Consider the following 24,919-nt stretch of genomic DNA (forward strand, 5'->3'; position numbering starts at 1 on the left):
TTTTTGACTCTAACTCGCCACAGCCGCCCGCATGCGGGCCCTTCGAATACGGCATCGGATACCTCATGAGCGAAGTCATACTGCTGGCACGCGACCTTAGCAAGGTCGTCACGGGCGCGGAAGGCGCGCTGCCGATCCTCCAGGCGCTGGATCTGCAACTGCAGGCCGGCGACAGTTTGGCCATCGTCGGCAGCTCGGGTTCCGGCAAGTCCACCCTGCTCGGTCTCTTGGCCGGTCTCGACCTGCCCAGCGGCGGCGAGGTCCATCTCGCCGGTCAGCGCCTGGATACCCTCGACGAAGACGCCCGTGCCCGCCTGCGCGCCGAACGGGTGGGCTTCGTGTTCCAGTCCTTCCAGCTGCTGGACAGCCTCACGGCGCTGGAAAACGTCATGCTGCCGCTGGAGCTGGAGGGCGTGCGCCAGGCCCGCGAGCAGGCGGTGGCCCTGCTGGAACGGGTCGGCCTGGGCGAACGACTGCGCCACTATCCCCGGCAGCTCTCCGGCGGCGAGCAGCAGCGGGTCGCCCTGGCGCGCGCCTTCGCGCCGCGCCCGAGCATCCTCTTCGCCGACGAACCCACCGGCAACCTCGACAGCCGTACCGGTGCCCATATCAGCGATCTGCTGTTCGAACTCAATCGTGAGCGCGGCACGACGCTGGTACTGGTGACCCATGACGAGCGCCTGGCCGCGCGCTGCGCCCGCCAACTGCGCCTAGAAGGCGGCCGGCAGGTCGCGGCATGAGGCGTACCGGTCTGCCCTTCACCCGGCTGTTCGGCCTGGCCTGGCGCCAGAGTCTGAGAGAGCTCCGCGCCGGCGAGATCCGCATGCTCTGCCTGGCACTGGTGGTGGCCGTCGCCGCCAGCGTCGCCATCGGCTACTTCACCGCCCGCCTGGGCGCGGGCATGGAAAATCGCGCCAGCGAATTCCTCGCCGCCGACCTGGTGCTGCTGGGCAGCGAACCGCCACGTCCGGAACAGGTAGACGCCGGCCTGCAGCGGGGCCTCGAACACAGCCGCTCGCTCAATTTCAGCACCATGGCCGCAGGTGCCGAGGCCCTGCAGCTGGCCAGCGTCAAGGCGGTCCAGGCCAACTTTCCCCTGCGCGGCGAGGTGCGCAGCGCGGCGGCGCCGGACGCGCCCGACCAGCCGGGCGGCGCTCCGGCGCCCGGTGAGGCCTGGGTCGAGCCGCGCCTGCTGCTGGCCCTGGACGCCAAGGTTGGTGATCGCCTGGACATCGGGCGCAAGGCCCTCACCATCACCCGGGTGCTCACCTACGAACCGGATCGGGCGGGTGACTTCTACAGCCTGACGCCGCGGATACTGATCAATCTCGACGACGTGGCCGCCACCGGCGTCATCCAGCCCGGCAGTCGGGTGCGCTATCGCGAACTCTGGCGCGGCGAGCCCCAGGCCCTGGCCGCCTATCGTCAGGCGCTCACCCCGGCCCTGGCCGCCAACCAGCGCTTCGAAGGGCCGGGCGATGGCAATCGCCAGCTGGGCAATGCCCTGGAACGTGCCCAGCGCTATCTGGGGCTGGCCAGCCTGGTGGCGGTGGTGCTGGCCGGCGTGGCCGTGGCGCTGTCGGCCAATCGCTTCGCCGCGCGGCGCTTCGATGCCAGCGCCCTGCTGCGCTGCCTGGGTCTGACCCGCCGCGACGCCCTGGTGCTCTACGGCCTGCAATTGGGATTGCTGGGGCTGGCGGCGAGTCTGCTCGGCGCCCTGCTCGGCTGGCTGGCGCAGCTGGTGCTGTTCGAGCTGCTGCATGGCCTCCTGCCTGCGCGCCTGCCGGCGGTCGGGATCGGCCCGGCGCTGGCCGGCATGGGCACCGGCCTGGTCGCCCTGGTCGGCTTCGCCCTGCCGCCGCTGGCCGCCCTGGGGCGGGTCCCGCCGCTGCGGGTGCTCCGCAGCGATCTGCAGCCCGTGCCCCTGCGCACCTGGCTGGTCTATGGCTGCGCCCTGCTCGCCCTGGGGCTGATCATGTGGCGCCTGTCGCTGGATCTGCGCCTGACCCTGGCGCTGCTGGTGGGTGGCCTGGTCGCGGGACTGCTGTTCGGCAGTCTGCTCTACCTGGCCCTGCGTGGCCTGCGCCGGGCCATGCAGGGTGCGCCCCTGGCCTGGCGGCTGGGTCTGGGTCAGTTGCTCCGGCATCCCCTGGCGGCGGTGGGCCAGACCCTGGCCTTCGGCCTGATCCTGCTGGCCATGAGTCTGGTGGTGCTGCTGCGGGGCGAGCTGCTGGAACGCTGGCAGGCGCAACTGCCGGCCGAGGCGCCCAACCACTTCGCCCTCAATGTGCTGCCGGACGAGCGCCAGGCCTTCGCCGCGGCGGTGGCCGGTCTCTCGCCCCACGCCAGTCCGCTCTATCCGATCGTGCAGGGCCGCCTGGTCAGCGTGAAGGGGCATCCGGCCCAGGAAGGCCTGGAAGACGACTCCCGCGGTGGCCGTGCCACCCGGCGCGATCTCAACCTGACCTGGTCGGCTGGGTTGCCGGACGGCAACCGCCTGGAAGCCGGTCAGTGGTGGGACGCGCTGCCCACCGGCGACCTGCCCGGGGTGTCCCTGGAAAGCGAGCTGGCGCGCAGCCTCGGCGTCGGCCTGGGCGACACCCTGGGCTTCGTCATCGGCGATCGCCAGATCGAGGCGCGAGTCACCAGCCTGCGGCAGGTCAGCTGGGACAACTTCCAGCCGAACTTCTTCGTGATCTTCGCCCCGGGCGCCCTGCAGGACGTGCCCTTCACCTACCTGGGCAGCTTCTACCTGCCGCCCGGGCACGATCGCGAATTGCTGGCCCTGGCCCGGCAATTCCCGGCGGTGACCCTGCTGCCCATCGACGCCCTGCTCGATCAGCTGCGCAGCATCCTGCGCCAAGTCAGCGTGGCGGTGGAGTTCGTGCTGCTGTTCGTGCTGGCCGCCGGCATCGCCGTGCTGCTGGCCGGCCTGCAGGCGACCCTCGACGAACGCATCCGCCAGGGCGCCCTGCTGCGCGCCCTGGGTGCCCGGCGCGAGTTGCTGCAACGGGCGCGGCGCACCGAATTCATCCTGCTCGGCGGCGCCAGCGGCTTGCTCGCGGCGCTCGGTTGCGAGATCGTCAGCGCCCTGCTCTACCGGCTGGCCTTCGACCTGGACTGGCAACCCCATCCCTGGCTGCTGCTGTTGCCGGTGCTGGGCGCCCTGCTGGTCGGCGCGGCGGGCCTGCTGGGCACGCGGCGGGCCCTCACCGCCAGTCCGTTACTGATCCTGAGAGAAAGCTGATCCATGAGTCGTTACCGTCCGCCGCGCACCGCCGGCACGCCCCTGATCACCGCCGCCGGCGAAGCCCGGTTGCGCGCCGAACTGCACGAACTGTGGAACGTGCGCCGGCCCCAGGTCACCCAGGCGGTGAGCGAGGCGGCCGCGCTGGGCGATCGTTCGGAAAACGCCGAGTACATCTACGGCAAGAAGATGCTGCGGGAGATCGACAGCCGGGTGCGCTTCCTGCGCAAGCGGCTGGAGAATCTCAAGGTGATCCGCGAACGACCGGCCGATCCGACCAAGGTCTATTTCGGCGCCTGGGTCACCCTGGAAGACGACGAGGGCGCGGAAAAGCGCTATCGCATCGTCGGCCCGGACGAACTCGACCTCCGGCAGAATCTCATCAGCATCGACTCGCCCCTAGCGCGGGCGCTGGTCGGCAAGGCGCTGGACGCCGAGGTCCGCCTGCAGACGCCGGCCGGCGAACAGCGCTGGTACATCGTCGAGATCGCCTATCCCGAGGAATGACGGCTAGCGGCGACGGGTGATCACGCCCTGCCGCGCCACGCGGGTCAGTTCCCGCACCAGGGGTTCGAGACCGGCCTGGCCCGGCGACTGCACCACGGCGAAATCGAAGCTGTCGTCGCCGAAGGCGCGCAGCTGTTCGGCCCGGTCGGCGAAGCGGATCTGCAGGGTGCGGCTGTGCGGCCAGCGCTTGGGCCAGCCTTCGAGGTAACGCAACAGGGTGGGCTGGTCGGGACCGCCGAGGAGGATGGCGGGATGACTGGCGAGTTTGCCCTGGGTCAGGGGAGTCAGGCGTAGCGGGAGCGGTAGCATGGACGAAATTCCGCCTCGTAGATCCAGCTGGGCGGTAGTACGAGGCCTGTTCCGTCCAGCGCTTTAGCGGTATTTGGGAGCGCCCCGCAAGTTGCTGTTTAAATCGGCGCGGGATCATCCTAGGGAGGGCTCGACCGCCCTGTCAAGCGGGCTTCAACCGTCCCCGCGACCGTTCTCCCTGGCCCCAGTCGCCGCCACGGCCGGCGCTTCCAGCCGGGCCCGTTCGCGACTGAAGGCCACCCGGTACTTGTTGACGCTGGCCACGTAGTTGACCACCCCGACACCCACCTCCTCGGCAGCGATGCGCTCGACCTGGAAGAACCAGCGATCGCCGTCCAGCCCCTGCTTGCGCGCCTTGGCCCGGAGCGCCTGGACGCGCTCCGGGCCAAGGTTGTAGGCCGCCAGGGTAAAAGCGCGGCGCTCGCGCTCGGCGAGCCGCGGACTGGAGAAGAATTCGCGGCGCAGGCGCGCCAGATACCGGGTGGCGGCCCTGACGTTGTCCTCGGCGGAATGCAGGTTGCGCACCCCGACGCTGCGCGCCGCCCGCGGGGTGATCTGCAGCAGCCCCGCGGCGCGGCCGGCACCGCGGGCATGGGGATCGAGGCCGGATTCCTTGTAGGCCATGGCGGCCAGGGTCAGCCAGTCGAAGTCGTAGGCCTTGGCGTAGCGCTGCAGCAGCGGCCGCACCTGGGCCAGGCGCTTGCGGTCATGGGCCTGCAGTGGATCGCGCACCTGGTAGCGGCGCGCATAGGCCTGGCGAAAGGCCTGGTCGTCGTCGCGCGCCTGGGGTTGCCGGGCGAAGGTCCGGATCCGCTCGGCGAGCTGGTGCGCCGGGGCGCGCAGATACCAGAGCTGCGCCTGGTCATGGGCCACCACCAGCCGATCGGCCACCCGCAGGCGTGGCAGCACCCGCGCCCAGCGATGGGCCAACCCGGACTCGACGACGCTGAGCGGATAGATGCCGGCCTGGGTCAGCTCCAGGACGTCTTCCACCGCCAGGGTCGGATCGGCCCACTCGACCTGCACCGGCCGCAGCCTGCGCTTCTCCAGCTGGGCGTTGAGCCGGGCCAGGGCCGGACCGGCCGCGCTGCCCTGGGGCAGCACCACCCGGCGTCCGGCCAGTTGCTCCAGATGGCGGGGCAGGCGCTGACCGCGCCCACCCACCACCACCAGACTGGTGGGCGCCGCCACCGACGCGGCGATCAGCGCTGAATGCGGCGGCGGCAGCAGGGTTTCGCCCGGCGCCACCAGATCGCCCTCGCCGCGCTGCAGCGCCGCCAGGAGGTCGTCCTTGGCCTTGGGCACGAAGACCAGGCGCAGCGGCCGGCCCCCGGGCTGGTGCTGCAGGTAACGGGCGAAGGCCTGCAGGCGCCGATACTCGATGCCGAGCGCCTGGCCGTTCCATTCGCCGGAGCTGTGCCGACTCTGGTTGACCAGGACGCGCAACTCGCCGGCCCGCTCGATGGCGGTCAGGTCGCGCGCCGCGACATGGCGTGGTGCTTCGGGTGGCAGGGCACCGAGCCGTGCCTGGGCGGAGCAGGCGAGCAGGCAGCCAACAAGGACCAGGGTGAATCGAAACGGCATCCAGGACTCCTGACCTGGCCGGGACAGCGCCGATAGCACCCGGACTACGGATAGAATGAAGGGACAAAATCTGTGGAAGGTCCGCACCATGCAATTGATCGACATCGGCGTCAACCTCACCCACCCCAGTCTGCTCAAGCAGGTGGACGCGGTGATCGAGCGGGCCCAGGCCGCCGGTGTGATGCAACTGGTGCTGACCGGCACCACCCTCGAAGACAGCGAGAACGCCCTCAATCTCTGCCTGCGCCTGGATGCGGGCGAGGCGCTGTTCAGCACCGCGGGCGTCCATCCCCACGAAGCCTCGACCTGGAGCGCGGCCGCCGCCAGGACCCTGCGCGACCTGGCCAGCCAGCCCAAGGTACGGGCCCTGGGCGAATGCGGCCTGGACTTCAATCGCGACTTCACCCCGCGGCCGCAGCAGGAGCGCTGCTTCGAGGAACAGCTGGCCCTGGCCGCCGAATTGCGCCGCCCGGTGTTTCTCCACGAGCGCGACGCCAGCGAGCGCATGCTGGCGATCCTGCGCGACTATCGCGACCACCTGCCGGCCGCCGTGGTGCACTGCTTCACCGGCGAACGCAAGGCGCTCTATGGCTACCTGGATCTCGACCTGCACCTGGGCATCACCGGCTGGATCTGCGACGAGCGCCGCGGCCTGCACCTGCATGAGCTGGTCGGGCAGATCCCGGTCGGTCGGCTGATGCTGGAAACCGATGCCCCCTACCTGCTGCCGCGCACCCTCAGACCCAAGCCGCGCCACGGCCACAACGAGCCGGCCTTCCTGCCGGAGATCCTGCGCACCGTGGCGCGCCTGCGCAACGAAACGCCCGAGCAGACCGCCCTGCACACCAGTGCCACCGCCCGCGCCTTCTTCGGGCTGCCGGAGATCGCCGTGTTAGAGCGGATCGAGGAATTCGACTAGGCAGGGTTGCCGTTTCGCTAAAGTCAGACCCGTGCAAGCCGTTAACCTTTGGGCTTATTCCACGGCGTCAGACGTCTTCTCGCAGGACATTGACGCCAGTCAAGATCCGGGTCGCGCCGGCCTGCCAGGCTGTGCGGCCCCGCCGACTGGATGCCCCCTATGTTTGCCTGGCTGCGCGATATTTCCCTCAAGTACAAATTCTGGGCGGTCAACGCCGTTGCCTTCGTCACCAGCCTCCTGCTGGTGCTGTTCGCCATGCAACTGGAGGTCTCCGGCCGCGCCGAGCAGCTCAAGGCGGTCAAGGCCGTCGTGGGTGAGGCGGCTGCCAGCCTGAGCGCCCCGACCTTTACCGACATCTTCCTGGCCCGGGCACCGGAATACGCCCTGGCCGTGGGCGTGCTGATGCTGGTGCTGCTGGTGGCCTCGCAGCTCCTGATCCGCTTCATCCTCGGCAATCTGCAACGCCTCAAGGACACCATGCTGCGGGTGGAGCGCGACGGCGACCTCACCGCCCGGGTCGAGGTGCGCGGGCGCGACGAGGTCGGGCAGATGACCCAGGCCTTCAACGCCATGCAGGACAGCTACACCCGCGTCGTCGGTACCGTGGCCGCCAGCGCCGCCCGCCTGGACGAAGGCGCCGGACGCCTGGCCAGCGGCATGCAGGGCGTGCGGGGCGGCATGCAGGATCAGCAGCACGAAACCGACCAAGCGGCCACCGCCATCAACGAGATGAGCGCCACCGTGCAGCAGATCGCCGAGCACGCCGCCGGTACCCGTGACCAGTCCCAGGAAGCCGACCGCCTGGCCGGCGCCGGCCAGCAGGCGGTGGAGCGCGTCAGCCATTCCATCGCCGACCTCTCCCAGGGCGTGCAGCAGACCGCGGTGATGATCCAGGAGCTGGCCGAAAACAGCGAGCGCATCACCAGCGTGGTCAACGTCATCCATGGCATCGCCGAACAGACCAACCTGCTGGCGCTCAACGCTGCCATCGAGGCGGCCCGCGCCGGCGAGGCTGGCCGCGGCTTCGCCGTGGTGGCCGACGAGGTGCGCAACCTGGCCAAGCGGGTGCAGGGTTCCACCGACGAGATCACCCGCATGGTCGACGGCCTCCAGGCCGGCACCCGCGATGCCGTGGAATTCATGCGCGAAAGCTCGCTCAAGGCCGATGACTGCGTGGTCCAGGCCGGCGCTGCCGGGCAGGCCCTGGCCGACATCACCGCCGCCGTGACCCTGATGCGCGACAGCAACACCCAGATCGCCGTGGCCGCCGAACAGCAGGCCCAGGTGGCGGAAGAGATGAGCAGGTCGGTTGTAGGCATCCGCGATGTCACGGAAAGGACCATGCTGCTGACGCAGGAGTCGGCCAGCACCAGCACCGAACTGGCCGCCCTCGCAGGAACCCTGAATCAGGCGATTCGCCAGTTGCGCCTATAGCCTCCATAGCGAGAGCGCATTCGCGCGGTTGCCCGACAGGCGGCAAGATGCCCGCACGTTTTTCGGAGAACCGTCATGCGCTCGGTCACCACCCTCACTTCCGCCGTGCTGTTGTTGCTGGGCCTGGGCTGCATCGCCCAGGCGCTCGGCAACCCCCATCCACAACCGCTGATCCTGGCGGCCGTCGTCTGCCTGGTGGCCTTCGCCCTGCAAGAGCCTGACGCCCTCCCCGTGCCTCAGTCGCTGCGCGCCTGACGGCCACGCAGCTGACGTTTCAATAGCTTCAGCGTCCTGGTCAGAGCCGCAGGATCCTGCGGCCGACCGGCATAGCGCTGCGCCTGGAATTCCTGGGAAAAGGCCGAGATCGCTGCGCGCGCCGCCGGCAGCTCGGCCATGGCGCGTCCGGCGAAGCTGCCCGCCGCCTCGCCGCTTCGACGCCTGACGCCTTGCCGCGCCAGCAGCCGCTCGAACTGGTCGAAACGCGTCAACAGGGGATCCCGCGTCCGCTGCCAGGGCTTGAGCACCAGCAGGGCCATCACCCCGAGCACGCCCAACACCACCAGCGCCAGCAGCAGCCCCAGGCGTTGCAGCGAACCCTCGCCGAGCAGCCGCTTGAAGAGTTCGCCCTGGGTATCCTCCTGGTAGTTGAGCACCCAGCGCTGCCAGCCGTAGTTGAGGCGGTCCCAGCCCAGACGCAGGTCATTGAGCCAGGCCAGGTTGCGATAGCGATTGGCGGCGAAGGGATTGTCGGCGAGGAATTCGTTGGCCGCGCCCTGGGCCGCCAGGGCCTCCTGCAGACCCCGCTCGATACGCTCGGGCGCCACCTGGGCGGTAGGGTCGACGCTGACCCAGCCGCGCCCCGGCAGCCAGTATTCCACCCAGGCATGGGCATCGAATTGCTGCACCAGCAGATAGCCGCCCGCGGCATTGAATTCACCGCCCTGGTAGCCCGCCACCACCCGCGCCGGAATGCCCGCCACCCGCAGGGCAAAGGTCATGGCGCCGGCATAGTGGGCGCAGAAGCCGCGATGGTTGTCGAAGAGAAAGGCGTCGATGGCATCGACGCCTGCCGTGGGCGGTTGCAGGGTGTAGACGAAGGGTTGCTGGCGGAAATAGGCCAGGATCGCCTGGGCCAGGGCCTCGGGCGTTGGCGCGCGAGTCTTGAGCCCGGCTACCCAGGCACGGGTGCGCGGCTCGCCGCCACTGGGCAGCTGCAGCGCGCGCCTCTGGCTGGAGGCGGACAGCCGCTCCGGCTCGCGAGTGGCCTGCGGCCAGCTGGATACCCGATAGAGCAGCGCCTGATCCACCGGGCGGCGGCGCTGCAGATGGAAGTCGCTGGCCAGGCGCACGTCGCGCTGATCGCTGCGCGCCACGTCCAGGCCGTAGAGCCAGGGCCGACCGCTCGGCTCCATGACCACCTGGTAGTCCAGTCGGGGACCGCTCGGCGTCCAGGCCGGTTCCGGACTCCAGGCCGTGTCGGGATCCACCGACCAGCGCGCGCCGTCGAAGCGCTCGTAGGTGGTCGCCCGCCAGTAGAGATCACGCTGCGCCGGCCGGTCGCCGGCGAAACTGACGCGAAACACCCGCTCGGCGGATTGCGAGAGCTGGGCGATCTCCCCCGGCGCCATGCTGTCGCCCAGTCCGGTGCGCGCCTGGTCGCCCGGTTGTGGCAACGACCACAGCGGGCCGATACGGGGAAACACCAGGAACAGCAGCAGCATCAGCGGCACCGCCTGCAGCAGCAGGGTGCCGGCGACTTTCAGCGTCGCCAGCGGCCGACTGGCCAGGGCACTCTGCTGCAGGCCGATCAGCGCCGCCACCAGGGCGGTCACCGGCAGCAGGCTGTAGAGCGCGGCGAGCAGGCCATCCTCGAACAGGTAGGCGATCACCACCGCGAAGAACCCCAGATAGATCACCACCAGGGCATCGCGGCGGCTGTGCATCTCGATCAGCTTGAGGGCAAAGGTCACCAGCAGCAGCACGGCACCGGCATCCAGACCGATGAAGGAGCCACGCGACAGCCAGATGCCGCCCATGGTCAGCAGCAGCAGGCCGCCCTTCTCGATCCGCGTCGGCGCCCGCACCCGCATGCGAAACAGCAGCACCCGCCAGCCGGCGCAAAAGGCCCAGAGCAGGCCGACCCAGGGCGGCAGATGGGTGAGGTGCGGCAGGATCACCAGCGCCTGGGCCACCAGCAGCCAGATCAGGGCGATGCGCGGAATGGCTTGCGGCACGGCGGTGCTCATGATGGCCGCCCGAACAGGGCCAGGGCCTGCAGCGCCGCGTCACGCTGGCTTTCGCCGCTGGCCGGCGCCAGCTCCACCCCGGGCACCCTGAGGCCGAAGCGCAGCTGGCGGGCGCTGCAATCCAGCACCGCCTGGCACAGCCAGGACAGCCGCGTTTCGGTGTCGCCATCGAGCACGCTGAAATCCAGCCAGAGTTCGCTGCCGGCCAGGGCGGTGAAGTCCTTGACCAGCAGGCCCTGCCCGCGGGAAAAGGCCTTCCAGTCCAGCCGCCGACGCGAGTCGCCCGGCTGATAGGACCGCAACCCCTGAAAGTCGTCGGCCCCCTGTCCCGTCTGGCGCTGGCCTTCCTCGTTGCCGGCATCCTGGCCGCCGCGCAGCGGCGTCGTGGTCGCCAGTGGCTGCGGATAGACCAGGGCGCGCACGTCCAGGTCCAGCCAGCTCCAGGCGACGAACAGGCCGAGGGGAAAACGGCTCTCCACCCGCAGCCGCCCGGGTCTGAGCCAGCCGCGATCTGGCGCCGGGTGGAAGATCTGCAGGGCGACGCTCTCTCCTGCCGGTACGTCGCTGAGCACCAGCGGCTCGTTGCGCCAGCCCAGGGCAATGCCCTGGTGCGCGCGGCGCTCGCTCTCCAGGCGCAGGCGAAAGCCGGCGGCCTCGCCGGCGAACACCGGACTGGCGCCGCCGCCGACCAGTTGCAGACCGGCCAGGTTGCGATAGGTGTGCAGCATGGCCACCAGCGCCAGGGAAAACAGCAGGAAGGTCAGGCCATAGGCCAGGCTGTTCTGGTAGTTGATGCCGGCCAGCAGCATCAGCAGCAGGGCGATGGCGAAGGCGCCCCCCTGGCGGGTGGGCAGGATGAAGATGCGTCGCTGATCGAGGGTGATGCGATTGGCCGGGGGAATCCGCCGCGCCAGCCAGCCTTCTCGATAGCGCTGCCAGGCGCCGCCGGTCACAGCGCCGGGACTTCGCGCAGCAGCCACTGCACCAGGGCGCCACCGCCATGCCCGGCGGGATCGGCGATGTCGCGCAGGCGATGTCCAGCCACCGCCGGCAGCACCGTCTGGACATCCTCGGGCAGCACATGGTCGCGCCCCGCCAGCAGCGCCCAGGCGCGCGCCGCGGCCAGCAGCGCCAGACTGCCGCGCGGCGACAGGCCGAGGGCGAAGGACGTCTGGGTGCGGGTGGCCTCCACCAGGCGCAGCACGTAGTCCACTACCGCCTCGCTGGCATGGATGCGCGGCACCTCGGCCTGGACCAGCCGCAGCTGGGCATGATCCAGCAGGGGCTCCAGGCGCGGCAGCTGCTCGCGCCCGGAACCGCCAAGCAGCAGCGCGCGCTCGGCGGCGCGTCCGGGATAACCCAGCGACAGCCGCATTAGGAAGCGGTCGAGCTGGGATTCCGGCAGGGCGAAGGTGCCGCCCTGGGAGATGGGATTCTGGGTGGCGATGACAAAGAAGGGATCGGGCAAGGGCCGGGTGGCACCTTCGATGGTCACCTGCCCCTCCTCCATGGCCTCGAGCAGCGCGCTCTGGCTCTTGGGCGTGGCGCGATTGATCTCGTCGGCCAGCAGCAACTCGGCGAACACCGGCCCGGGATGGAAGACGAACTGGCCGCTGTCGCGATCGAACACCGAGGTGCCGAGGATATCGCCGGGCAGGAGGTCGGAGGTGAACTGGATGCGCTGGAACGACAGTCCCAGCACCCTGGCCAGGGCATGGCTGAGGGTGGTCTTGCCCATGCCGGGCAGGTCCTCGATCAGCAGGTGCCCCCGCGCCAGCAGGCAGGCCAGCGCCAGCCTGACCTGGGTTTCCTTGCCCAACAAAACGCCGTCTACCGCCTTGAGACAGGCGTTCAACCTATCGTGCATGCCCTGAGGTCTCTCGCCTTGCGCCGACATGAGAAGGCGTCGGCCTGCAAGACGAGAATAGCAGCACCTTTTGCCGGCGACCGCCGCCCCGGAGCTTTACCGCTTATTTCAGGGTGGCGAGGATCTCTTCCACGGCGCGGGCCGGATCGGCGGCGCGGGCGATGGGCCGGCCGATCACCAGGTAATCGGAGCCGGCGTCCAGGGCCTCGCGCGGGGTGAGGATGCGGCGCTGGTCATCCAGGGCGCTGCCGGCCGGCCGGATGCCGGGGGTGACCAGTTGCAGCGCCGGTTGCGCAGCCTTGAGCGCGGAGGCCTCCTGAGCCGAGCAGACCAGGCCGTCCAGCCCGGCGCGAGCGGCCAGACCGGCCAGGCGCAGTACCTGCTCCTGGGGATCCACGTCCAGGCCGATGTCCGCCAGGTCCTCGCGCTCCATGCTGGTCAGCACGGTGACACCGATCAGCAGCGGCTTGGGACCCTGGAAGGCCTCCAGAGTCTCGCGACAGGCGGTCATCATGCGCAGGCCGCCCGAGCAGTGGACATTGACCATCCAGACGCCCATCTCCGCCGCGGCCTTGACCGCCATGGCGGTGGTGTTGGGGATGTCGTGGAATTTCAGGTCGAGGAAGACTTCGAAGCCGCGTGTGCGCAGAGCCTCTACCACCCCGGCGGCGCTGGCGGTGAACAGCTCCTTGCCGACCTTGACCCGGCAGGTGGCGGGGTCGAGGCGGTCGGCCAGCGCCAGGGCGGCGGACGACGAAGGGAAATCCAAGGCGACGATGATGGGAGACTGGCAGGCGGACATGGGAGCTCTCGGCAAAACGGCAAAGGCCGGCATTTTCGCAGAAAAGCGCCGCGCCGGCACTTGGCCGTTCTCGTCCGTCAGCTCGGCCTGAGCAGGCGTTCGCGCAGCCAGTTGCCCGCCGGACCCAGCGGCCGTCGCCGTGACCAGACCACGTCCACCGCCACCCGTTGCGGCCAGCCCGGCACGGCCAGCTCCACCAGCCGCCCCTGGCCAAAGGTCGTCACCAGCCACAGCGGCAGTTCGGCCCAGCCGAAGCCCTGCACCGCCATGTCCAGCAGCAGCAGGTAGTCGGGCGCCGACCAGCAGCGGCCGCGGGTGTCCGGCAGGCGGCTGACCTGGGGAGAGGCTTCGGTCACGGTGCTCAGGCGCAGCAGCCGATAGGGCGCCAGGTCGGCCGGTGTGACCCGCTCCAGCGCTGCCAGCGGATGATCGACGGCGACATAGAGACCGAAGGTGACCAGACCATCCAGGGTGGCCGCCTCGATGTCCGCCGGATAGGGCGGCTGACCGGCCAGCAGGCCCAGATCCGCGCGTCCCTGCACCAGGCTGAGCACATCGGCGTCCTCGGCGATCAGGCATTCGAACTCGAGATCCGGATAGCGCTGGTCCAGCTCCGTCAGCAGCGCCTCGTAACGGGTGGGCTGATAGGTATCGGAGATCACCAGGGTCAGGCGCGGCTCCACCCCGGCCGCCAGCTGGGTGGCGCGATTGGCCAGGCGATCATGGGCCGACAACACGGCGCGGGCCTGGTCGAGCAGCTGCTCGCCAGCGGCCGTCAGCAGCGGGTAGCGGCCGTGGCGATCGAACAGCGACACCCCCAGGTCGTCCTCCAGCCGGGCGATGCTCTCGCTGATACTGGACTGCCGCTTGCCCAGCACCCGTGCCGCGGCGCTGAAGGAGCCGGCCGCGGCCGCCTCGACGAAGGCCTCGAGGGCTTCGGCATTGGGATACATATCGGCTTACCCTATGGAATCCACTTTGATCTCCCCAGCTTAACCGATGAGACTGAGGACCTGTCCATCGTGGAGTCACCTCATGTCCGGCCCCCTCACCCAGCGTCCCGCCAGTGCCCGCATCCTGCATGCCCTGCTGTTCGAGGGGATCGCCGTGCTGCTCGCCACTCCGACCCTGGCCTGGCTGCTGGATCGCTCCCTGGGGCACATGGGCCTGCTCACCGCCGCTTTTTCGGCCATCGCCATGCTCTGGAATCTGGTGTTCAACCTGGGTTTCGATCGGCTGCAACAGCGCCTGGGCTTCACCCGTGGCCTGGGTGTCCGCCTGCTGCACGCCCTCGGCTTCGAAGGCGGACTGATCCTGGTGCTGGTGCCGCTGGCCGCCTGGTGGCTGTCCATCAGCCTGTGGCAGGCGCTGCTGCTGGACCTGGGACTGATCCTGTTCTTCCTGCCCTACACCCTGGCCTTCAACTGGCTCTACGACCTGGGTTACGCCGCCTGGCTCAGGCGCACGAATGCGACCTGCCGGGCGCACTGATAGCCTTGTCCGTGGTCGAAGCGATATAGCCACTCAAGGAGAAGACAGATGCCCTGGTATGCCTGGTTGATCCTGCTGGTTGCCATCGGCTCGGTGGTCGGCAGCCTGCTCATGCTCAAGGACACGGCGCGCAAGGTGCCCTTGACCGACGAACAGAAAACCAAGATCCGGCAGCGCAATGCCGAGATGGATGCCAAGGAGGCCCAGGACCGCTGATCGCGCGCCCCGGGCGTCCAGGCAGAGCCCTGTCACCCTCTGGGTGGCAGGGCTCTGTAGCATCAGGACTCCAGCGGTGCCTTGGTATTGACGTATTCCGGCACCTCCGCCAGTGGCAGGCTGCGCACCTGCTCACGGGTCGGTCCCTGACGCTTGGGCAGCGGTTCCAGGGATTGCGGCTGACCGCTTTCTAGGGCGCGCTCGATGGCCGCCAGCACACGCACGTCGCGCCAGCCCTCCTCCCCGTCCATTTCCGGCTGCCGATCCTGCAGGATGCAATCGGAGAAATAGGCCGTCTCGCCGCCGAAGTGATCCACCACCGGCGCCTTGAATTCTTCGGTCTCTCCGTCCACGGTCAGGCGATAGCCGATGGCGACGCCTTCACCGAAGCCAAAGCACGGCGAGGCCTCGATCTCGCCCTTGCGACCGATCAGCTGGAAACGCTCGGTGTTGGGGCCGCTGAAACTGACGGTAAAGCTCGCCAGCCGTTCTTCAGGAAAGCGCAGGGTCACGGTCACGGCATCCCAGGTGGTGACGTCGCGCCCGGGTGTCCTTATCCCCACGGCACTGACTTCGATGGGCTCGTCAGCGAAGAGCGCCCGCACGGCATTGAGTGGATAGGGCCCCATGTCGGTGACGGGACCGGCCCAGAAGCCGCTCTGGGCGCGGTGGTTGGCCGTGTCGACCGGCTGGGTGAAGGTCGAGGTGAACAGGCGCGGATCGCCGATCTCGCCATTGCGTACCCGCTCGATCATCTCCACCGTGCCCGGCTCGCAGTGCAGTCGATAGGCGATCATCAACTTGGCGCCGGAGCGCGCGGCCGCGGCGTTGATCGCCTGGCATTCTTCCTCGCTGATGGCCATGGGCTTTTCTAGCAGGACATGGATGCCAGCCTCCAGCGCCGGCACCGCGAATTCCAGATGGCGGAAGTTCGGCGTGGCCAGGTAGATGGCATCGATCTCGCCCGACGTGAGCAAGCTGGGAAATTCTTCGTAGCTGTAGCTCTTGAGGCCGTACTTGGCGGCCAGATCCCGCGCCTTGACGGGATCGCCGGTGACCAGGGCGGTCATCTCGGAATTGCTGGTCTGGCCGACCCCGGGCATGAAGGCGCCCTGGGAAATCCAGCCACCTGCTACCACTGCATAACGAATCTTGCCTGTTGCGCTGGGCATGGAACGCTCCCGAATCCAGGCAGACGACGTGTCCGCCACCTGAACTGTCGGCAAGCGTTGCGGCCAGGAAGTTCCGGACAGCCGTTCGACGACGGCACTGCGCCCGCGTCAGGCTAGCGGCGAAAGCGCAACTCGACTTCCGCGCCTTCGAAATCGTCGCTGCGATCCCGGCTGATCACCCGCCCGCCCAATTCGAAACGCCCGGGATCGTCCGCCTTGCGAAACAACTGCGGCAGCAGACCCGCCTCGGCGACGCTGCTGTCGGCCTTGCCTGCGCCCAGGTGACGCGTGCTCACCGCCTGGGGCGTGGCCGCCTCTCCGGGTACGCTGAGATCGAGGGGATGGGCTGCAGCCGATGCCGGCTTGGGCACGGCGGGCTTTTTGACCTGGCTGTTCTTGGCCAGGTCCTGCTTTTTCGGGGGCGGGGCCGGCAACACGAAGGCCTTGCCGGGCAGTGGATCCAGGCGGTAGGCGCGCAGATCGGCGGCGCTGCCCTGGGGCTCGGCGGCCACCGGCGGCTTCGGTGCCTCTGGCACTGGCGCTGGTGCGGGAGGCGTCTTGGCCGTGGCAGGCGGTGACTCGTTATCGCAGCCCGCCAACAGCAGGGTCACGGCCAGCGCCGTCGTTGCCAGGTATCCACGCATGGGCTCACCACACTCAGGGCATCGCGCCCGGAGTGGAGCACCAGGTGCGACAGGGTCAGTCTCTACAACCGACTCCGCCGCCCCACGGCGGGTTCCAGGCCTGCCGCTAGGCGGCCAGGGTTTCCTGGCAGAGCTGACGGGCGAGCAGGCCCAGGGTCATCAGCGCCCGCTGGGCATCGCGTCCCCAGGGCAGACCGCAATTGAGGCGGATGCAGTGATTGAACTGGTCGGTGTTGCTGAAGATCATGCCGGGCGCGATGCTCACCCCCTGATCCAGGGCACGCTGGTGCAGCAGCCGGGTATCCACCCGCACCGGCAGGCTGACCCAGAGGATGAAGCCGCCATTGGGACGGCTCATCTGGGTGCCCTCGGGGAAATGCTCCTGGATCGCCAGCTGGAAGGCGGTCATGTTGCGCCGGTATTCCTGGCGGATGGCGCGCAGGTGGCGGTCGTAGCCGCCGTTCTCCAGATAGGCCGAGACGCCCATCTGGGTCACGCTGCAGGCGGAATGGGTGGTGAAGGTCTGCAGGCGGCAGATGTCTTCCTGGTAGGGCCCGGCCACCACCCAGCCGATGCGGACGCCCGGCGAGATGGTCTTGGAAAAGCTCGAGCAGTAGATGACCCGCCCCTGCTTGTCGAGGGCCTTGAGTGCCTTGGAGCCACTGTCGTAGGTCAGCTCGCCATAGATGTCGTCCTCGACGATGACGATGTTGCGCTCGGCGGCCAGCCTGAGCAGCTGCTTCTGCCGCGCTTCCGGCATGCTGCCCCCCAGGGGATTGCTCAGGCGGGCAGCCACCACCAGGGCCTTGACCGGCCACTGGCTCGCGGCCAGCTGCAGTGCTTCCACGCTGAGCCCGGTATCCGGATCACAGGGGATCTCGATCACCTTGAGACCCAGCACCTCGGCCAGTTGCAGCAGCCCGTAGTAGGACGGCGATTCGGTGGCGATCAGGTCGCCCGGCTTGGTCAGCACCCGCAGCGACATCTGCAGCGCATCCACGCAGCCATGGGTGATCACCACCTCTTCCGGCCCCACCACCACCCCCGCATCGCGCAGGCGAATGGCGACCTGGCGGCGCAGAGGCTCGTAGCCGGGACTGTGCAGGTAGGAAAAGGCCGCGCGGGCCTGGAAACGGGTGACCTTGGACAGCTGCTGGTGCAGGGCCCGCAGCGGCAGATAGTCGGGCTGGGGTACCGCCATGCCCAGGGGGACCACGCCTTCCCGCCGTGATTCCGCCAGCACCTGGTTGATGATGCCGGCACGGGTCACCAGACTGGGCCGCTCCACCGTGGCGATGTCCGGCGTCGGCGCGGTCAGCGCCGGGGTCTGGTGCACATAGAAGCCCGACTGCGGCCGGGCGCGGATCAGCCCCTGGTCTTCCAGGGTGGCATAGGCCTGCAGGACGCTGGCATGACTGACGCCCAGCTGCTGGCTCAGCTTGCGCACCGAAGGCACCCGTTCGCCGGGCTTGTAGACCCCCGTGCGGATGTCGTTCGCCAGTTGCTGGGCGATGCGCTGATAGAGCAACAGATTGGTCATGGCGTCTTCCTGGACGAAAGCGGAACAGTAGCAGGCTACCCTGAAGGTATACCGGTACAGCTAGGCCTGACCTTAACCCTTCCCTTCCCGGGGCGGCAATGTCCAAAAACGACAAGGAACCGGCGCACCCCTCCTTGACGCCAGGGGCTCTGCCAGAGGGCTTGTCGCGCCCATGAAAAAGCCCGCCAAGGGGCGGGCTCTTGCACGAGGGTGGGCCTCAGATGGCCTTTTCCAGCTCGGGGATCAATTCGAACAGGTCACCCACCAGGCCGTAGTCGGCCACCTGGAAGATCGGCGCCTCCTCGTCCTTGTTGATGGCGACGATCACCTTGGAGTCCTTCATGCCCGCCAGGTGCTGGATGGCACCGGAGATGCCCACGGCGATGTACAGCTGCGGCGCGACGATCTTGCCGGTCTGGCCGACCTGCATGTCGTTGGGCACGAAGCCGGCGTCGACCGCGGCGCGCGAGGCACCCACGGCGGCGCCCAGCTTGTCGGCCAGGGCGTAGAGGATCTTGAAGTTGTCACCGTTCTGCAGACCGCGACCACCGGAGACCACCACCTTGGCGGCGCCCAGCTCCGGACGGTCGGACTTGGCCAGCTCTTCGCCGACGAAGCTGGAGATGCCGGCGTCCTTTACCAGGCTCACGCCTTCGATGGCGGCGGAACCGCCCTCAGCGGCGACCGGATCGAAACCGGTGGCGCGCACGGTGATCACCTTGATCGGCGCCGTGGAGCGCACGGTGGCGATGGCGTTGCCGGCGTAGATCGGCCGCTTGAAGGTGTCGGCGGATTCGACGGCGATGATCTCGGAGATCTGGTCGACGTCGAGCAGTGCGGCGACGCGCGGCAGGAAGTTCTTGCCATTGGTGCTGGCAGCGGCCAGGACGTGGCTGTAGTTGGCGGCCAGCTCGACCACCAGCGGCGCAAGGTTTTCCGGCAGCTGGTGAGCGTAGGCGGCGTTGTCGGCCAGGAGCACCTTGCTGACACCGGCGACCTTGGCGGCGGCGTCGGCGACCGGCTGGGCATTCTGGCCGGCGACCAGCACATGGATATCGCCACCGATGGCCTGGGCCGCGGCGACGGTGTTCAGGGTAGCGCCGAAGAGGTTGGCGTTGTCGTGGTCGGCAATGACGAGAATGGCCATCAGATCACCTTCGCTTCGTTCTTGAGTTTTTCGACCAGTTCGGCCACGGACTTGACCTTGATGCCCGCCTGACGACCGGCCGGGGCTTCCACCTTGACCACCTCGTAGGAGGCCTTCACCGCCACGCCGAGGGCGTCCGGGGTCAGGGTTTCCAGCGGCTTCTTCTTGGCCTTCATGATGTTGGGCAGCGAGGCGTAGCGCGGCTCGTTGAGGCGCAGGTCGGTGGTCACCACCGCCGGCAGCTTGAGCGCCACGGTCTGCAGACCGCCATCGATCTCGCGGGTCACGTTGAGGCCGTCACCGGCCTGCTCCACCTTGGAGGCGAAGGTGCCCTGGGCGAAGCCGGTCAGGGCCGCCAGCATCTGGCCGGTCTGGTTGTTGTCGCTGTCGATGGCCTGCTTGCCCAGGATCACCAGCTGGGGCTGTTCCTTGTCCACCACGGCCTTGAGCAGCTTGGCAGTGGTCAGCGACGACAGCTCGGCAGTGCCGGTGTCGATCAGCACGGCGCGATCGGCGCCCAGTGCCAGGGCGGTACGCAGTTGCTCCTGCGCCTGGGCGGGACCCGCGGTCACGACCACGATCTCGCTGGCGATACCCTTTTCCTTCAGGCGCACCGCTTCTTCCACGGCGATCTCGCAGAAGGGGTTCATGGACATCTTGACGTTGGCCAGGTCGACACCGGTCTGGTCGGCCTTGACGCGGACCTTGACGTTGTAGTCCACCACGCGTTTGACAGCTACGAGAACCTTCATGAATCCCTCGATTTATTCTGGTGAATAAACAGGACGCCAAGGCGGCCTTGCGTTGGACACGACCCCTGCCGCTCCAACCTTGTTGCAAATTCTTCTTATGTTGACCTCCACGGCAGCAGGGGTCAACGCGACAGTCCGTCAGGGGCCAGTAACTCCCGAGTCTAACAGGCTTGCAGAAAATTTAAACAAACGTTTGAATGGGTGCCAGGGAGCACGCGGGATATAATGAAGTCTTTTGTTGCACCCCTACATAAATAACCAGATCGTGAGCTTTGCCTGAGGAGAGTGAGCCGTGGAACGCGAATACATGGAATTCGACGTGGTGATCGTCGGGGCCGGCCCCGCGGGCCTGTCCGCGGCCTGTCGTCTCAAGCAGCAGGCGGCCGAGAAAGGCCAGGAGATCAGCGTCTGCGTGGTCGAGAAAGGCTCCGAGGTCGGCGCCCACATTCTCTCCGGTGCGGTCTTCGAACCGCGCGCCCTGGACGAGCTCTTTCCCAACTGGAAGGAACTGGGCGCGCCGCTGAACACCCCGGTCAAGCGCGACGACATCTACCTGCTCAAGGACGAGCGTCAGGCGACCAAGGTACCGAATTTCTTCGTGCCCAAGCCCATGCACAACGAGGGCAACTACATCATCTCCCTGGGCAACCTCTGCCGCTGGCTGGGCCAGCAGGCCGAAGCCCTGGGCGTGGAGATCTATCCGGGCTTTGCCGCCCAGGAGCCGCTGATCGATGAGCAGGGCGTGGTGCGCGGCATCATCACCGGCGACCTGGGCGTGGATCGCGAAGGCCAGCCCAAGGAGGGGGTCTACACCCCCGGCATGGAACTGCGCGGCAAGTACACCCTGTTCGCCGAGGGCTGCCGTGGCCATCTGGGCAAGCAGCTGGGCCAGAGATTCAAGCTCGGCGAAGGCGCCGATCCGCAGCACTACGGCATCGGCATCAAGGAGCTGTGGGAGATCGACCCGGCCAAGCACGAGCAGGGCCTGGTGATCCACACCTCCGGCTGGCCGCTGGACAAGGAGAACCCGGGGGGTTCCTTCCTCTATCACCTGGAAGACAATCAGGTGGTGGTCGGGCTGATCGTCGATCTGGCCTACAGCAATCCGCACCTCTCGCCCTATGACGAGTTCCAGCGCTACAAGCACCACCCGGTGGTGGCCCAGTACCTGGAAGGCGGCAAGCGCGTCTCCTACGGCGCCCGCGCCCTGGTCAAGGGCGGCCTTAATTCCCTGCCGAAGATGGTCTTTCCCGGTGGCGCCCTGATCGGCTGCGACCTGGGCACCTTGAACCCGGCCAAGATCAAGGGCAGCCATACCGCCATGAAGTCCGGCATGCTCGCCGCCGACGCCATCGTCGCCGCGCTGGCGGCCGGTCGCGAAGGTGATGAACTTCAGGGCTACGTCGATGGCTTCAAGGGCAGCTGGCTGCAGGAGGAACTCCATGCCAGCCGCAACTTCGGTCCGGCCATGCACAAGTTCGGTCCGCTGCTCGGCCCGGCCTTCGCCTTCGTCGAGCACAACCTGCTGGGGGGCGCCCTGCCCTTCACCCTGCACGATCGGCGCATGGACCACACCTGCCTGAAGAAGGCCGACGAGGCGCCACGCATCAGCTATCCCAAGCCGGATGGCAAGCTGAGCTTCGACAAGCTGTCCTCGGTGTTCCTCTCCAACACCAACCACGAGGAAGACCAGCCGGTTCACCTGAAGCTCAGGGATCCCTCGATTCCCATCGCGCAGAACCTGCCGCTGTATGACGAACCCGCCCAGCGCTACTGCCCGGCCGGCGTCTACGAGGTGGTCCGCGATGGCGGCGAGCCGCGCTTCCAGATCAATGCCCAGAACTGCGTCCACTGCAAGACCTGCGACATCAAGGACCCGGCGCAGAACATCACCTGGGTGGCGCCGGAAGGCAGCGGGGGCCCCAACTACCCCAACATGTAAGCGTAAGAAAGGGCCCCGAGGGGCCCTTTCTTCATTCAGCGGGCGCTACGGGAAAGAAGCTGCCACGGCTCCAGAGACCGAGCCAGGAACGGCCCTCGTGGTCACTCTCCTCGACCCTCTCCATCAGCCGGTAGAACACCGCCCGATTGAGCCGCGCCTCCAGACCGCCACGCACCCGCACATAGGGTGCCGGCTGGTCATCCTGCTCCTCGAAGCGCAATGGATGTTCGGCATCGACGGCGACCCTGTCGCCCACGTTCGTAACCAGATCCAGGGTCTGCTCCTGGCCACTGCCACGCCATTCGACGTCCACGGCCAGAAAGGGCGCGTCTTCCACCTGGATGCCCACGCATTCCACCGGCGTCACCAGTACGAAGCGCTCGGGATCGCGGCGCAGGATGGTGGAAAACAGCCGCACCATGGCCGGTCGGGTGATGGGGGTGCCCTGGTGATACCAGGTGCCGTCCCGGGCGATGCGCATGTCGATGTCGCCGCAGAAGGGCGGATGCCAGAGCTCCACGGGCGGCAGCCGGCCCTCTTCCGCAGCTGGCAACTGCGCCAGCAGGTTGCGCGTCACATCGACCTGGCTCACGTCCTTCTCCTCTAGCGGCTGCCCAACCCCAGCAGGCGTTGAGCGTATTGGTTGAGCGCCGGTCCGAGCAGGTCTTCCGGACGCTCGTCATAGAACGTCAGGAAGCCGCCACGACTGCGGATCCGCGCCGTGTCCACCAGGCGGAAGGTGGCGACCTCCACCAGCATCATCTGCACGACGCTGCGATCGCGCCCTACCCGGCCGATGTCGTCCTGGTCTTCCCACTCTTCCCACGTCCCGATGCGATCGTCCGCACCGGCGAAGCGAGTGTAGAGCACATAGTGGGCCCCAAGCTGGCGGGCCTTGGCCATGGCCTCGTCGAAGCCCTCCGGCTTGTCCGCCCGACGCACCCGGGGGAAATACTCCACGAAGCCCTTGAAGGCCTCTTCCGCCACCACGTTCGGGCGGGCATAGGGATGGCCGAGGGGCACGAAGGCGCCCTGGGCTATGTAGATGTAGGAGTCGGCCTGCAGCCGAAAGTTGTTCAGCCGCTGGGTCTTGCTGTAGTCGAGCAGCCCCGCATCGCGCAGGTGGTACTCGACCCCGGACGCCATGTCGCTGACGTTCATGCAGCCACCCAGAGCGGCCAGCAGCACGGAAATGAACAGAAAACGCAGTGTGACCATGGAAAGCAGACCCCTGTCCGGCGCCAAGTTGCCGTCGATACAGGGGCCTTAGCAGCTTTCGCGCCAGCTTGAGGCGCAGCGGGTAGATCAGCCGCCGATGATCTTCATGACCGTCACGCCCCCCGAGAAGGCCACGTCCTGCTTGTCGCCCAGCGCCTTGACCAGCAGCCGCTGCAACGCCGGCAGCGCCAGGTGCCGCGGCTTGTCCAAGAGATCGCCGACATAGTGGCGGTTGCTCGACGACAGGCAGCCGTGCAGCCAGCCCGTGGACGACAGCCGCAGTCGCGAGCAGGTCCGGCAGAAGGGCACGCTTTCATTGGCGATGACGCCGAAATGCCCACCCGACTCGACGCGGTAGCGCAGCGCCGTGGAGTCCACCGGCGCATCGGCCTGCACATAGGCATGGCGCGAGCCGATGATCTCCAGCAACTCGGCCAGGGAGACCAACTGGTTGTTGAACGCGACCGGATCCTTCGCCAGGTGGCCCATGCGCATCAGCTCGATGAATCTGAGTTCGAAGCCGCGCTCCAGGCAGTAGTCCAGCAGCGGCAGCACCTGATCGAGATTCTGGCCACGCAGGGGCACCATGTTGAGCTTGATCTTGAGACCGGCCGCACGGGCCGCTTCGAGTCCGGCCAGCACTGTGGCCAGATCGCCCCCCCGCGCCAGACGCGGAAAGGCCTCGGCATCGAGGGTATCCAGGGAGACGTTGAGCCGGCGGATGCCGTGGTCGATGAGGAAATCCAGCTTGCGCGGCAGCAGCTGACCATTGGTGGTCAGGCTGATGTCCTTGAGACCGAGCTGGGAAACGCGGGCGAGAAAGGGTTCCAGCCGCGGCGTGACCAGGGGCTCGCCCCCGGTGATGCGCAGCCGTTCGATACCGGCGGCATCGATGAGGTATTCCACGCCCCGTGCCATGGTTTCGGCACTGAGTTCGTCCTGCGCAGCCACGAGCCGCTTGCCGTTGGGCACGCAGTACGTACAGGCATAGTTGCAGGCCGCCGTGAGGCTGATCCGCAAGTTGCGAAACGCCCTACCCTGGCGGTCGACGATCATCTTGGGGGTTACTCCAGTGGGACAAGAGAAAAGGGATGGCGCGGCATCCCTCGCCTCTATCGGACCCTAGGATCGGACAGGCGTTTCGACGTCTCGCTTGCGCCGGTTGCCCATGCGAACGCCGATCTCCATGAGGAACTGGAAGAAGCCTTCCTGATCCTCCAGCACGTCGCGCCAGAACGGCGAATGGTAAAGGGCCACGGCCCCGTGCACCAGCGCCCAGGCGGCGCAGTAGTGGAAATAGGGCGGCACGTCCTCGAGCTTGCCTTCGTCGATGCGGCCTTCGATCAGGCTGGTCAGCCGCTGGAAGTTGGAGGTGCGGATGCTGTGCAGCTGCTCGACCAGTTCGGGCACCTGCCGCGTCTTGACCACCTTCTCCTCGAGGCGATCGAACAGGCGGTAGCGCTGCGGATCGCTCATGCGGAATTCGAAATAGGCGCGGGAGAGCGCCTCGCGGTCGCGGGCAACGTTGTCCGACTGGAACAGCTCGGCCAGGTCCCGTTCGTAATCCAGCATCAGCCGCAGATAGATCTCGGCCTTGGAATTGAAGTGCTTGTAGATGGTGCCTTTGCCGATACCGACCGCCTCGGCGATCATCTCGACGGTGACGCTGTCTTCTCCTTCGGAGAGAAACAGCTGCAGGGCGGTATCGAGGATTTCCTGTTCGCGGCGACGGAACTCGCGGACTTTGCGGGATTCTTTCTGCATGGCAGCCCACTTGTTGTTTTGAAAAGGGATAGGGCCTTCGAATCGCCAGTCACCCCTCGGCATACCGGCACTTCGTCACACCTTGGGCGAGCTGCACCGAAAGCATCGGTGAACCGCG

Annotated in this window: 24 protein-coding genes and 2 pseudogenes; 10 read left to right on the top strand and 16 right to left on the bottom strand. The window is 67.8% G+C overall.

Going from position 1 to position 24,919, the window contains the following annotated elements; genetic code table 11:
* The first annotated feature begins 65 nt into the window (after window positions 1–65).
* From PSK12I2_RS0114815 to greB, 3 genes are read left to right on the top strand one after another with little or no spacing between them, the layout of a single operon-like run.
* Window positions 66–740, top strand: coding sequence for an ABC transporter ATP-binding protein (locus PSK12I2_RS0114815; RefSeq protein WP_007160564.1), 675 nt, complete (start codon window positions 66–68; stop codon window positions 738–740).
* Window positions 737–3,247, top strand: coding sequence for an ABC transporter permease (locus PSK12I2_RS0114820; RefSeq protein ID WP_027599005.1), 2,511 nt, complete (start codon window positions 737–739; stop codon window positions 3,245–3,247). Before PSK12I2_RS0114815 ends, PSK12I2_RS0114820 begins: the two co-directional genes overlap by 4 nt.
* 3 nt (window positions 3,248–3,250) lie before the next feature.
* Window positions 3,251–3,754, top strand: a complete 504-nt coding sequence (greB, locus tag PSK12I2_RS0114825; RefSeq protein ID WP_027599006.1) for a transcription elongation factor GreB — start codon at window positions 3,251–3,253, stop codon at window positions 3,752–3,754.
* A 3-nt stretch (window positions 3,755–3,757) separates the two neighbouring features.
* Here the strand turns inward: greB and PSK12I2_RS0114830 are convergent, their stop codons facing one another.
* On the bottom strand, window positions 3,758–4,063 hold the full coding sequence (locus PSK12I2_RS0114830) for a hypothetical protein (RefSeq protein WP_027599007.1): 306 nt from the start codon (window positions 4,061–4,063) through the stop codon (window positions 3,758–3,760).
* Between the two features lie 153 nt (window positions 4,064–4,216).
* Window positions 4,217–5,647 (bottom strand): transglycosylase SLT domain-containing protein, encoded by a 1,431-nt coding sequence (locus tag PSK12I2_RS0114835; protein ID WP_027599008.1) that lies wholly within the window; start codon window positions 5,645–5,647, stop codon window positions 4,217–4,219.
* Between the two features lie 88 nt (window positions 5,648–5,735).
* Here PSK12I2_RS0114835 and PSK12I2_RS0114840 point away from each other — a divergent pair, with 88 nt between their 5' ends.
* From PSK12I2_RS0114840 to PSK12I2_RS0114850, 4 genes and pseudogenes are all read left to right on the top strand, one after another.
* The gene (locus PSK12I2_RS0114840; protein WP_027599009.1) at window positions 5,736–6,566 is read left to right on the top strand and encodes a TatD family hydrolase; all 831 of its coding nucleotides are present in this window, start codon (window positions 5,736–5,738) and stop codon (window positions 6,564–6,566) included.
* Window positions 6,567–6,968: 402 nt separating this feature from the next.
* Window positions 6,969–7,136: pseudogene (locus PSK12I2_RS25570) on the top strand (HAMP domain-containing protein); the annotation flags it as partial.
* Between the two features lie 333 nt (window positions 7,137–7,469).
* Window positions 7,470–8,000 (top strand): annotated as a pseudogene (locus PSK12I2_RS25575) (methyl-accepting chemotaxis protein); the annotation flags it as partial.
* Between the two features lie 75 nt (window positions 8,001–8,075).
* Entirely contained in the window at window positions 8,076–8,255 is a 180-nt protein-coding gene (locus PSK12I2_RS0114850; protein ID WP_007160571.1) for a hypothetical protein, read from the top strand.
* On the opposite strand, the gene PSK12I2_RS0114855 is transcribed toward PSK12I2_RS0114850, so the two are convergent.
* The 5 genes from PSK12I2_RS0114855 to PSK12I2_RS0114875 form a co-directional block, all read right to left on the bottom strand.
* On the bottom strand, window positions 8,237–10,246 hold the full coding sequence (locus PSK12I2_RS0114855; protein ID WP_027599011.1) for a DUF3488 and transglutaminase-like domain-containing protein: 2,010 nt from the start codon (window positions 10,244–10,246) through the stop codon (window positions 8,237–8,239). The genes PSK12I2_RS0114850 and PSK12I2_RS0114855 overlap by 19 nt on opposite strands.
* Window positions 10,243–11,226, bottom strand: a complete 984-nt coding sequence (locus PSK12I2_RS0114860; protein ID WP_371100615.1) for a DUF58 domain-containing protein — start codon at window positions 11,224–11,226, stop codon at window positions 10,243–10,245. Before PSK12I2_RS0114860 ends, PSK12I2_RS0114855 begins: the two co-directional genes overlap by 4 nt.
* Window positions 11,196–12,113, bottom strand: coding sequence for a MoxR family ATPase (locus PSK12I2_RS0114865; protein WP_027599013.1), 918 nt, complete (start codon window positions 12,111–12,113; stop codon window positions 11,196–11,198). The genes PSK12I2_RS0114860 and PSK12I2_RS0114865 overlap by 31 nt, the downstream gene beginning before the upstream one ends.
* 103 nt (window positions 12,114–12,216) lie before the next feature.
* The gene (gene pyrF / locus PSK12I2_RS0114870; protein WP_027599014.1) at window positions 12,217–12,915 is read right to left on the bottom strand and encodes an orotidine-5'-phosphate decarboxylase; all 699 of its coding nucleotides are present in this window, start codon (window positions 12,913–12,915) and stop codon (window positions 12,217–12,219) included.
* 77 nt (window positions 12,916–12,992) lie between these two features.
* A complete protein-coding gene (locus PSK12I2_RS0114875) occupies window positions 12,993–13,868 on the bottom strand; it encodes a LysR family transcriptional regulator (protein ID WP_027599015.1) in 876 nt (291 codons plus the stop codon).
* A gap of 82 nt (window positions 13,869–13,950) precedes the next feature.
* On the opposite strand from PSK12I2_RS0114875, the gene PSK12I2_RS0114880 reads away from it, so the two are divergent.
* On the top strand, window positions 13,951–14,406 hold the full coding sequence (locus PSK12I2_RS0114880) for a multidrug/biocide efflux PACE transporter (protein ID WP_027599016.1): 456 nt from the start codon (window positions 13,951–13,953) through the stop codon (window positions 14,404–14,406).
* Between the two features lie 48 nt (window positions 14,407–14,454).
* Window positions 14,455–14,622 carry a DUF2897 family protein gene (locus PSK12I2_RS24620; RefSeq protein ID WP_007160578.1) on the top strand — a complete coding sequence of 56 codons (168 nt, stop codon included), beginning with the start codon at window positions 14,455–14,457 and terminating at the stop codon, window positions 14,620–14,622.
* Window positions 14,623–14,684: 62 nt separating this feature from the next.
* On the opposite strand, the gene PSK12I2_RS0114890 is transcribed toward PSK12I2_RS24620, so the two are convergent.
* From PSK12I2_RS0114890 to PSK12I2_RS0114910, 5 genes are all read right to left on the bottom strand, one after another.
* Complete coding sequence (locus PSK12I2_RS0114890; RefSeq protein WP_027599017.1) at window positions 14,685–15,794, bottom strand: Gfo/Idh/MocA family protein; 1,110 nt, start codon at window positions 15,792–15,794, stop codon at window positions 14,685–14,687.
* Window positions 15,795–15,907: 113 nt separating this feature from the next.
* Complete coding sequence (locus tag PSK12I2_RS0114895; protein WP_223855364.1) at window positions 15,908–16,438, bottom strand: hypothetical protein; 531 nt, start codon at window positions 16,436–16,438, stop codon at window positions 15,908–15,910.
* 106 nt (window positions 16,439–16,544) lie between these two features.
* A complete protein-coding gene (locus PSK12I2_RS0114900) occupies window positions 16,545–17,978 on the bottom strand; it encodes a PLP-dependent aminotransferase family protein (protein ID WP_027599019.1) in 1,434 nt (477 codons plus the stop codon).
* A gap of 217 nt (window positions 17,979–18,195) precedes the next feature.
* A complete protein-coding gene (locus PSK12I2_RS0114905) occupies window positions 18,196–19,125 on the bottom strand; it encodes an electron transfer flavoprotein subunit alpha/FixB family protein (protein WP_027599020.1) in 930 nt (309 codons plus the stop codon).
* Complete coding sequence (locus PSK12I2_RS0114910) at window positions 19,125–19,877, bottom strand: electron transfer flavoprotein subunit beta/FixA family protein (protein WP_027599021.1); 753 nt, start codon at window positions 19,875–19,877, stop codon at window positions 19,125–19,127. Before PSK12I2_RS0114910 ends, PSK12I2_RS0114905 begins: the two co-directional genes overlap by 1 nt.
* A gap of 292 nt (window positions 19,878–20,169) precedes the next feature.
* On the opposite strand from PSK12I2_RS0114910, the gene PSK12I2_RS0114915 reads away from it, so the two are divergent.
* Complete coding sequence (locus PSK12I2_RS0114915; protein WP_027599022.1) at window positions 20,170–21,819, top strand: electron transfer flavoprotein-ubiquinone oxidoreductase; 1,650 nt, start codon at window positions 20,170–20,172, stop codon at window positions 21,817–21,819.
* Between the two features lie 31 nt (window positions 21,820–21,850).
* Here the strand turns inward: PSK12I2_RS0114915 and PSK12I2_RS0114920 are convergent, their stop codons facing one another.
* The 4 genes from PSK12I2_RS0114920 to PSK12I2_RS0114935 all read right to left on the bottom strand — a co-directional run bounded on the left by PSK12I2_RS0114920 (window position 21,851) and on the right by PSK12I2_RS0114935 (window position 24,801).
* Window positions 21,851–22,411: a DUF1285 domain-containing protein gene (locus PSK12I2_RS0114920; RefSeq protein WP_027599023.1), complete on the bottom strand. Its 561-nt coding sequence runs from the start codon at window positions 22,409–22,411 to the stop codon at window positions 21,851–21,853.
* Window positions 22,412–22,422: 11 nt separating this feature from the next.
* Complete coding sequence (locus PSK12I2_RS0114925; protein ID WP_115946467.1) at window positions 22,423–23,037, bottom strand: DUF4823 domain-containing protein; 615 nt, start codon at window positions 23,035–23,037, stop codon at window positions 22,423–22,425.
* Between the two features lie 87 nt (window positions 23,038–23,124).
* Window positions 23,125–24,093, bottom strand: a complete 969-nt coding sequence (locus tag PSK12I2_RS0114930; protein ID WP_027599025.1) for a GTP 3',8-cyclase MoaA — start codon at window positions 24,091–24,093, stop codon at window positions 23,125–23,127.
* 66 nt (window positions 24,094–24,159) lie between these two features.
* Window positions 24,160–24,801: a TetR/AcrR family transcriptional regulator gene (locus PSK12I2_RS0114935; RefSeq protein WP_007160588.1), complete on the bottom strand. Its 642-nt coding sequence runs from the start codon at window positions 24,799–24,801 to the stop codon at window positions 24,160–24,162.
* Window positions 24,802–24,919: the final 118 nt, after the last annotated feature.

Source organism: Pseudomonas sp. MOIL14HWK12:I2, from assembly GCF_000510745.1.
In the GTDB taxonomy this organism is placed as follows: Bacteria; Pseudomonadota; Gammaproteobacteria; order Pseudomonadales; family Pseudomonadaceae; genus Chryseomonas; species Chryseomonas oryzihabitans.

Coding starts and splice junctions, on each gene's coding strand:
- PSK12I2_RS0114815 (WP_007160564.1), top strand. CDS start 66: ATGAGCGAAGTCATACTGCTGGCACGCGACCTTAGCAAGGTCGTCACG.
- PSK12I2_RS0114820 (WP_027599005.1), top strand. CDS start 737: ATGAGGCGTACCGGTCTGCCCTTCACCCGGCTGTTCGGCCTGGCCTGG.
- greB (WP_027599006.1), top strand. CDS start 3,251: ATGAGTCGTTACCGTCCGCCGCGCACCGCCGGCACGCCCCTGATCACC.
- PSK12I2_RS0114830 (WP_027599007.1), bottom strand. CDS start 4,063: ATGCTACCGCTCCCGCTACGCCTGACTCCCCTGACCCAGGGCAAACTC.
- PSK12I2_RS0114835 (WP_027599008.1), bottom strand. CDS start 5,647: ATGCCGTTTCGATTCACCCTGGTCCTTGTTGGCTGCCTGCTCGCCTGC.
- PSK12I2_RS0114840 (WP_027599009.1), top strand. CDS start 5,736: ATGCAATTGATCGACATCGGCGTCAACCTCACCCACCCCAGTCTGCTC.
- PSK12I2_RS0114850 (WP_007160571.1), top strand. CDS start 8,076: ATGCGCTCGGTCACCACCCTCACTTCCGCCGTGCTGTTGTTGCTGGGC.
- PSK12I2_RS0114855 (WP_027599011.1), bottom strand. CDS start 10,246: ATGAGCACCGCCGTGCCGCAAGCCATTCCGCGCATCGCCCTGATCTGG.
- PSK12I2_RS0114865 (WP_027599013.1), bottom strand. CDS start 12,113: ATGCACGATAGGTTGAACGCCTGTCTCAAGGCGGTAGACGGCGTTTTG.
- pyrF (WP_027599014.1), bottom strand. CDS start 12,915: ATGTCCGCCTGCCAGTCTCCCATCATCGTCGCCTTGGATTTCCCTTCG.
- PSK12I2_RS0114875 (WP_027599015.1), bottom strand. CDS start 13,868: ATGTATCCCAATGCCGAAGCCCTCGAGGCCTTCGTCGAGGCGGCCGCG.
- PSK12I2_RS0114880 (WP_027599016.1), top strand. CDS start 13,951: ATGTCCGGCCCCCTCACCCAGCGTCCCGCCAGTGCCCGCATCCTGCAT.
- PSK12I2_RS24620 (WP_007160578.1), top strand. CDS start 14,455: ATGCCCTGGTATGCCTGGTTGATCCTGCTGGTTGCCATCGGCTCGGTG.
- PSK12I2_RS0114890 (WP_027599017.1), bottom strand. CDS start 15,794: ATGCCCAGCGCAACAGGCAAGATTCGTTATGCAGTGGTAGCAGGTGGC.
- PSK12I2_RS0114895 (WP_223855364.1), bottom strand. CDS start 16,438: ATGCGTGGATACCTGGCAACGACGGCGCTGGCCGTGACCCTGCTGTTG.
- PSK12I2_RS0114900 (WP_027599019.1), bottom strand. CDS start 17,978: ATGACCAATCTGTTGCTCTATCAGCGCATCGCCCAGCAACTGGCGAAC.
- PSK12I2_RS0114905 (WP_027599020.1), bottom strand. CDS start 19,125: ATGGCCATTCTCGTCATTGCCGACCACGACAACGCCAACCTCTTCGGC.
- PSK12I2_RS0114910 (WP_027599021.1), bottom strand. CDS start 19,877: ATGAAGGTTCTCGTAGCTGTCAAACGCGTGGTGGACTACAACGTCAAG.
- PSK12I2_RS0114925 (WP_115946467.1), bottom strand. CDS start 23,037: ATGGTCACACTGCGTTTTCTGTTCATTTCCGTGCTGCTGGCCGCTCTG.
- PSK12I2_RS0114930 (WP_027599025.1), bottom strand. CDS start 24,093: ATGATCGTCGACCGCCAGGGTAGGGCGTTTCGCAACTTGCGGATCAGC.
- PSK12I2_RS0114935 (WP_007160588.1), bottom strand. CDS start 24,801: ATGCAGAAAGAATCCCGCAAAGTCCGCGAGTTCCGTCGCCGCGAACAG.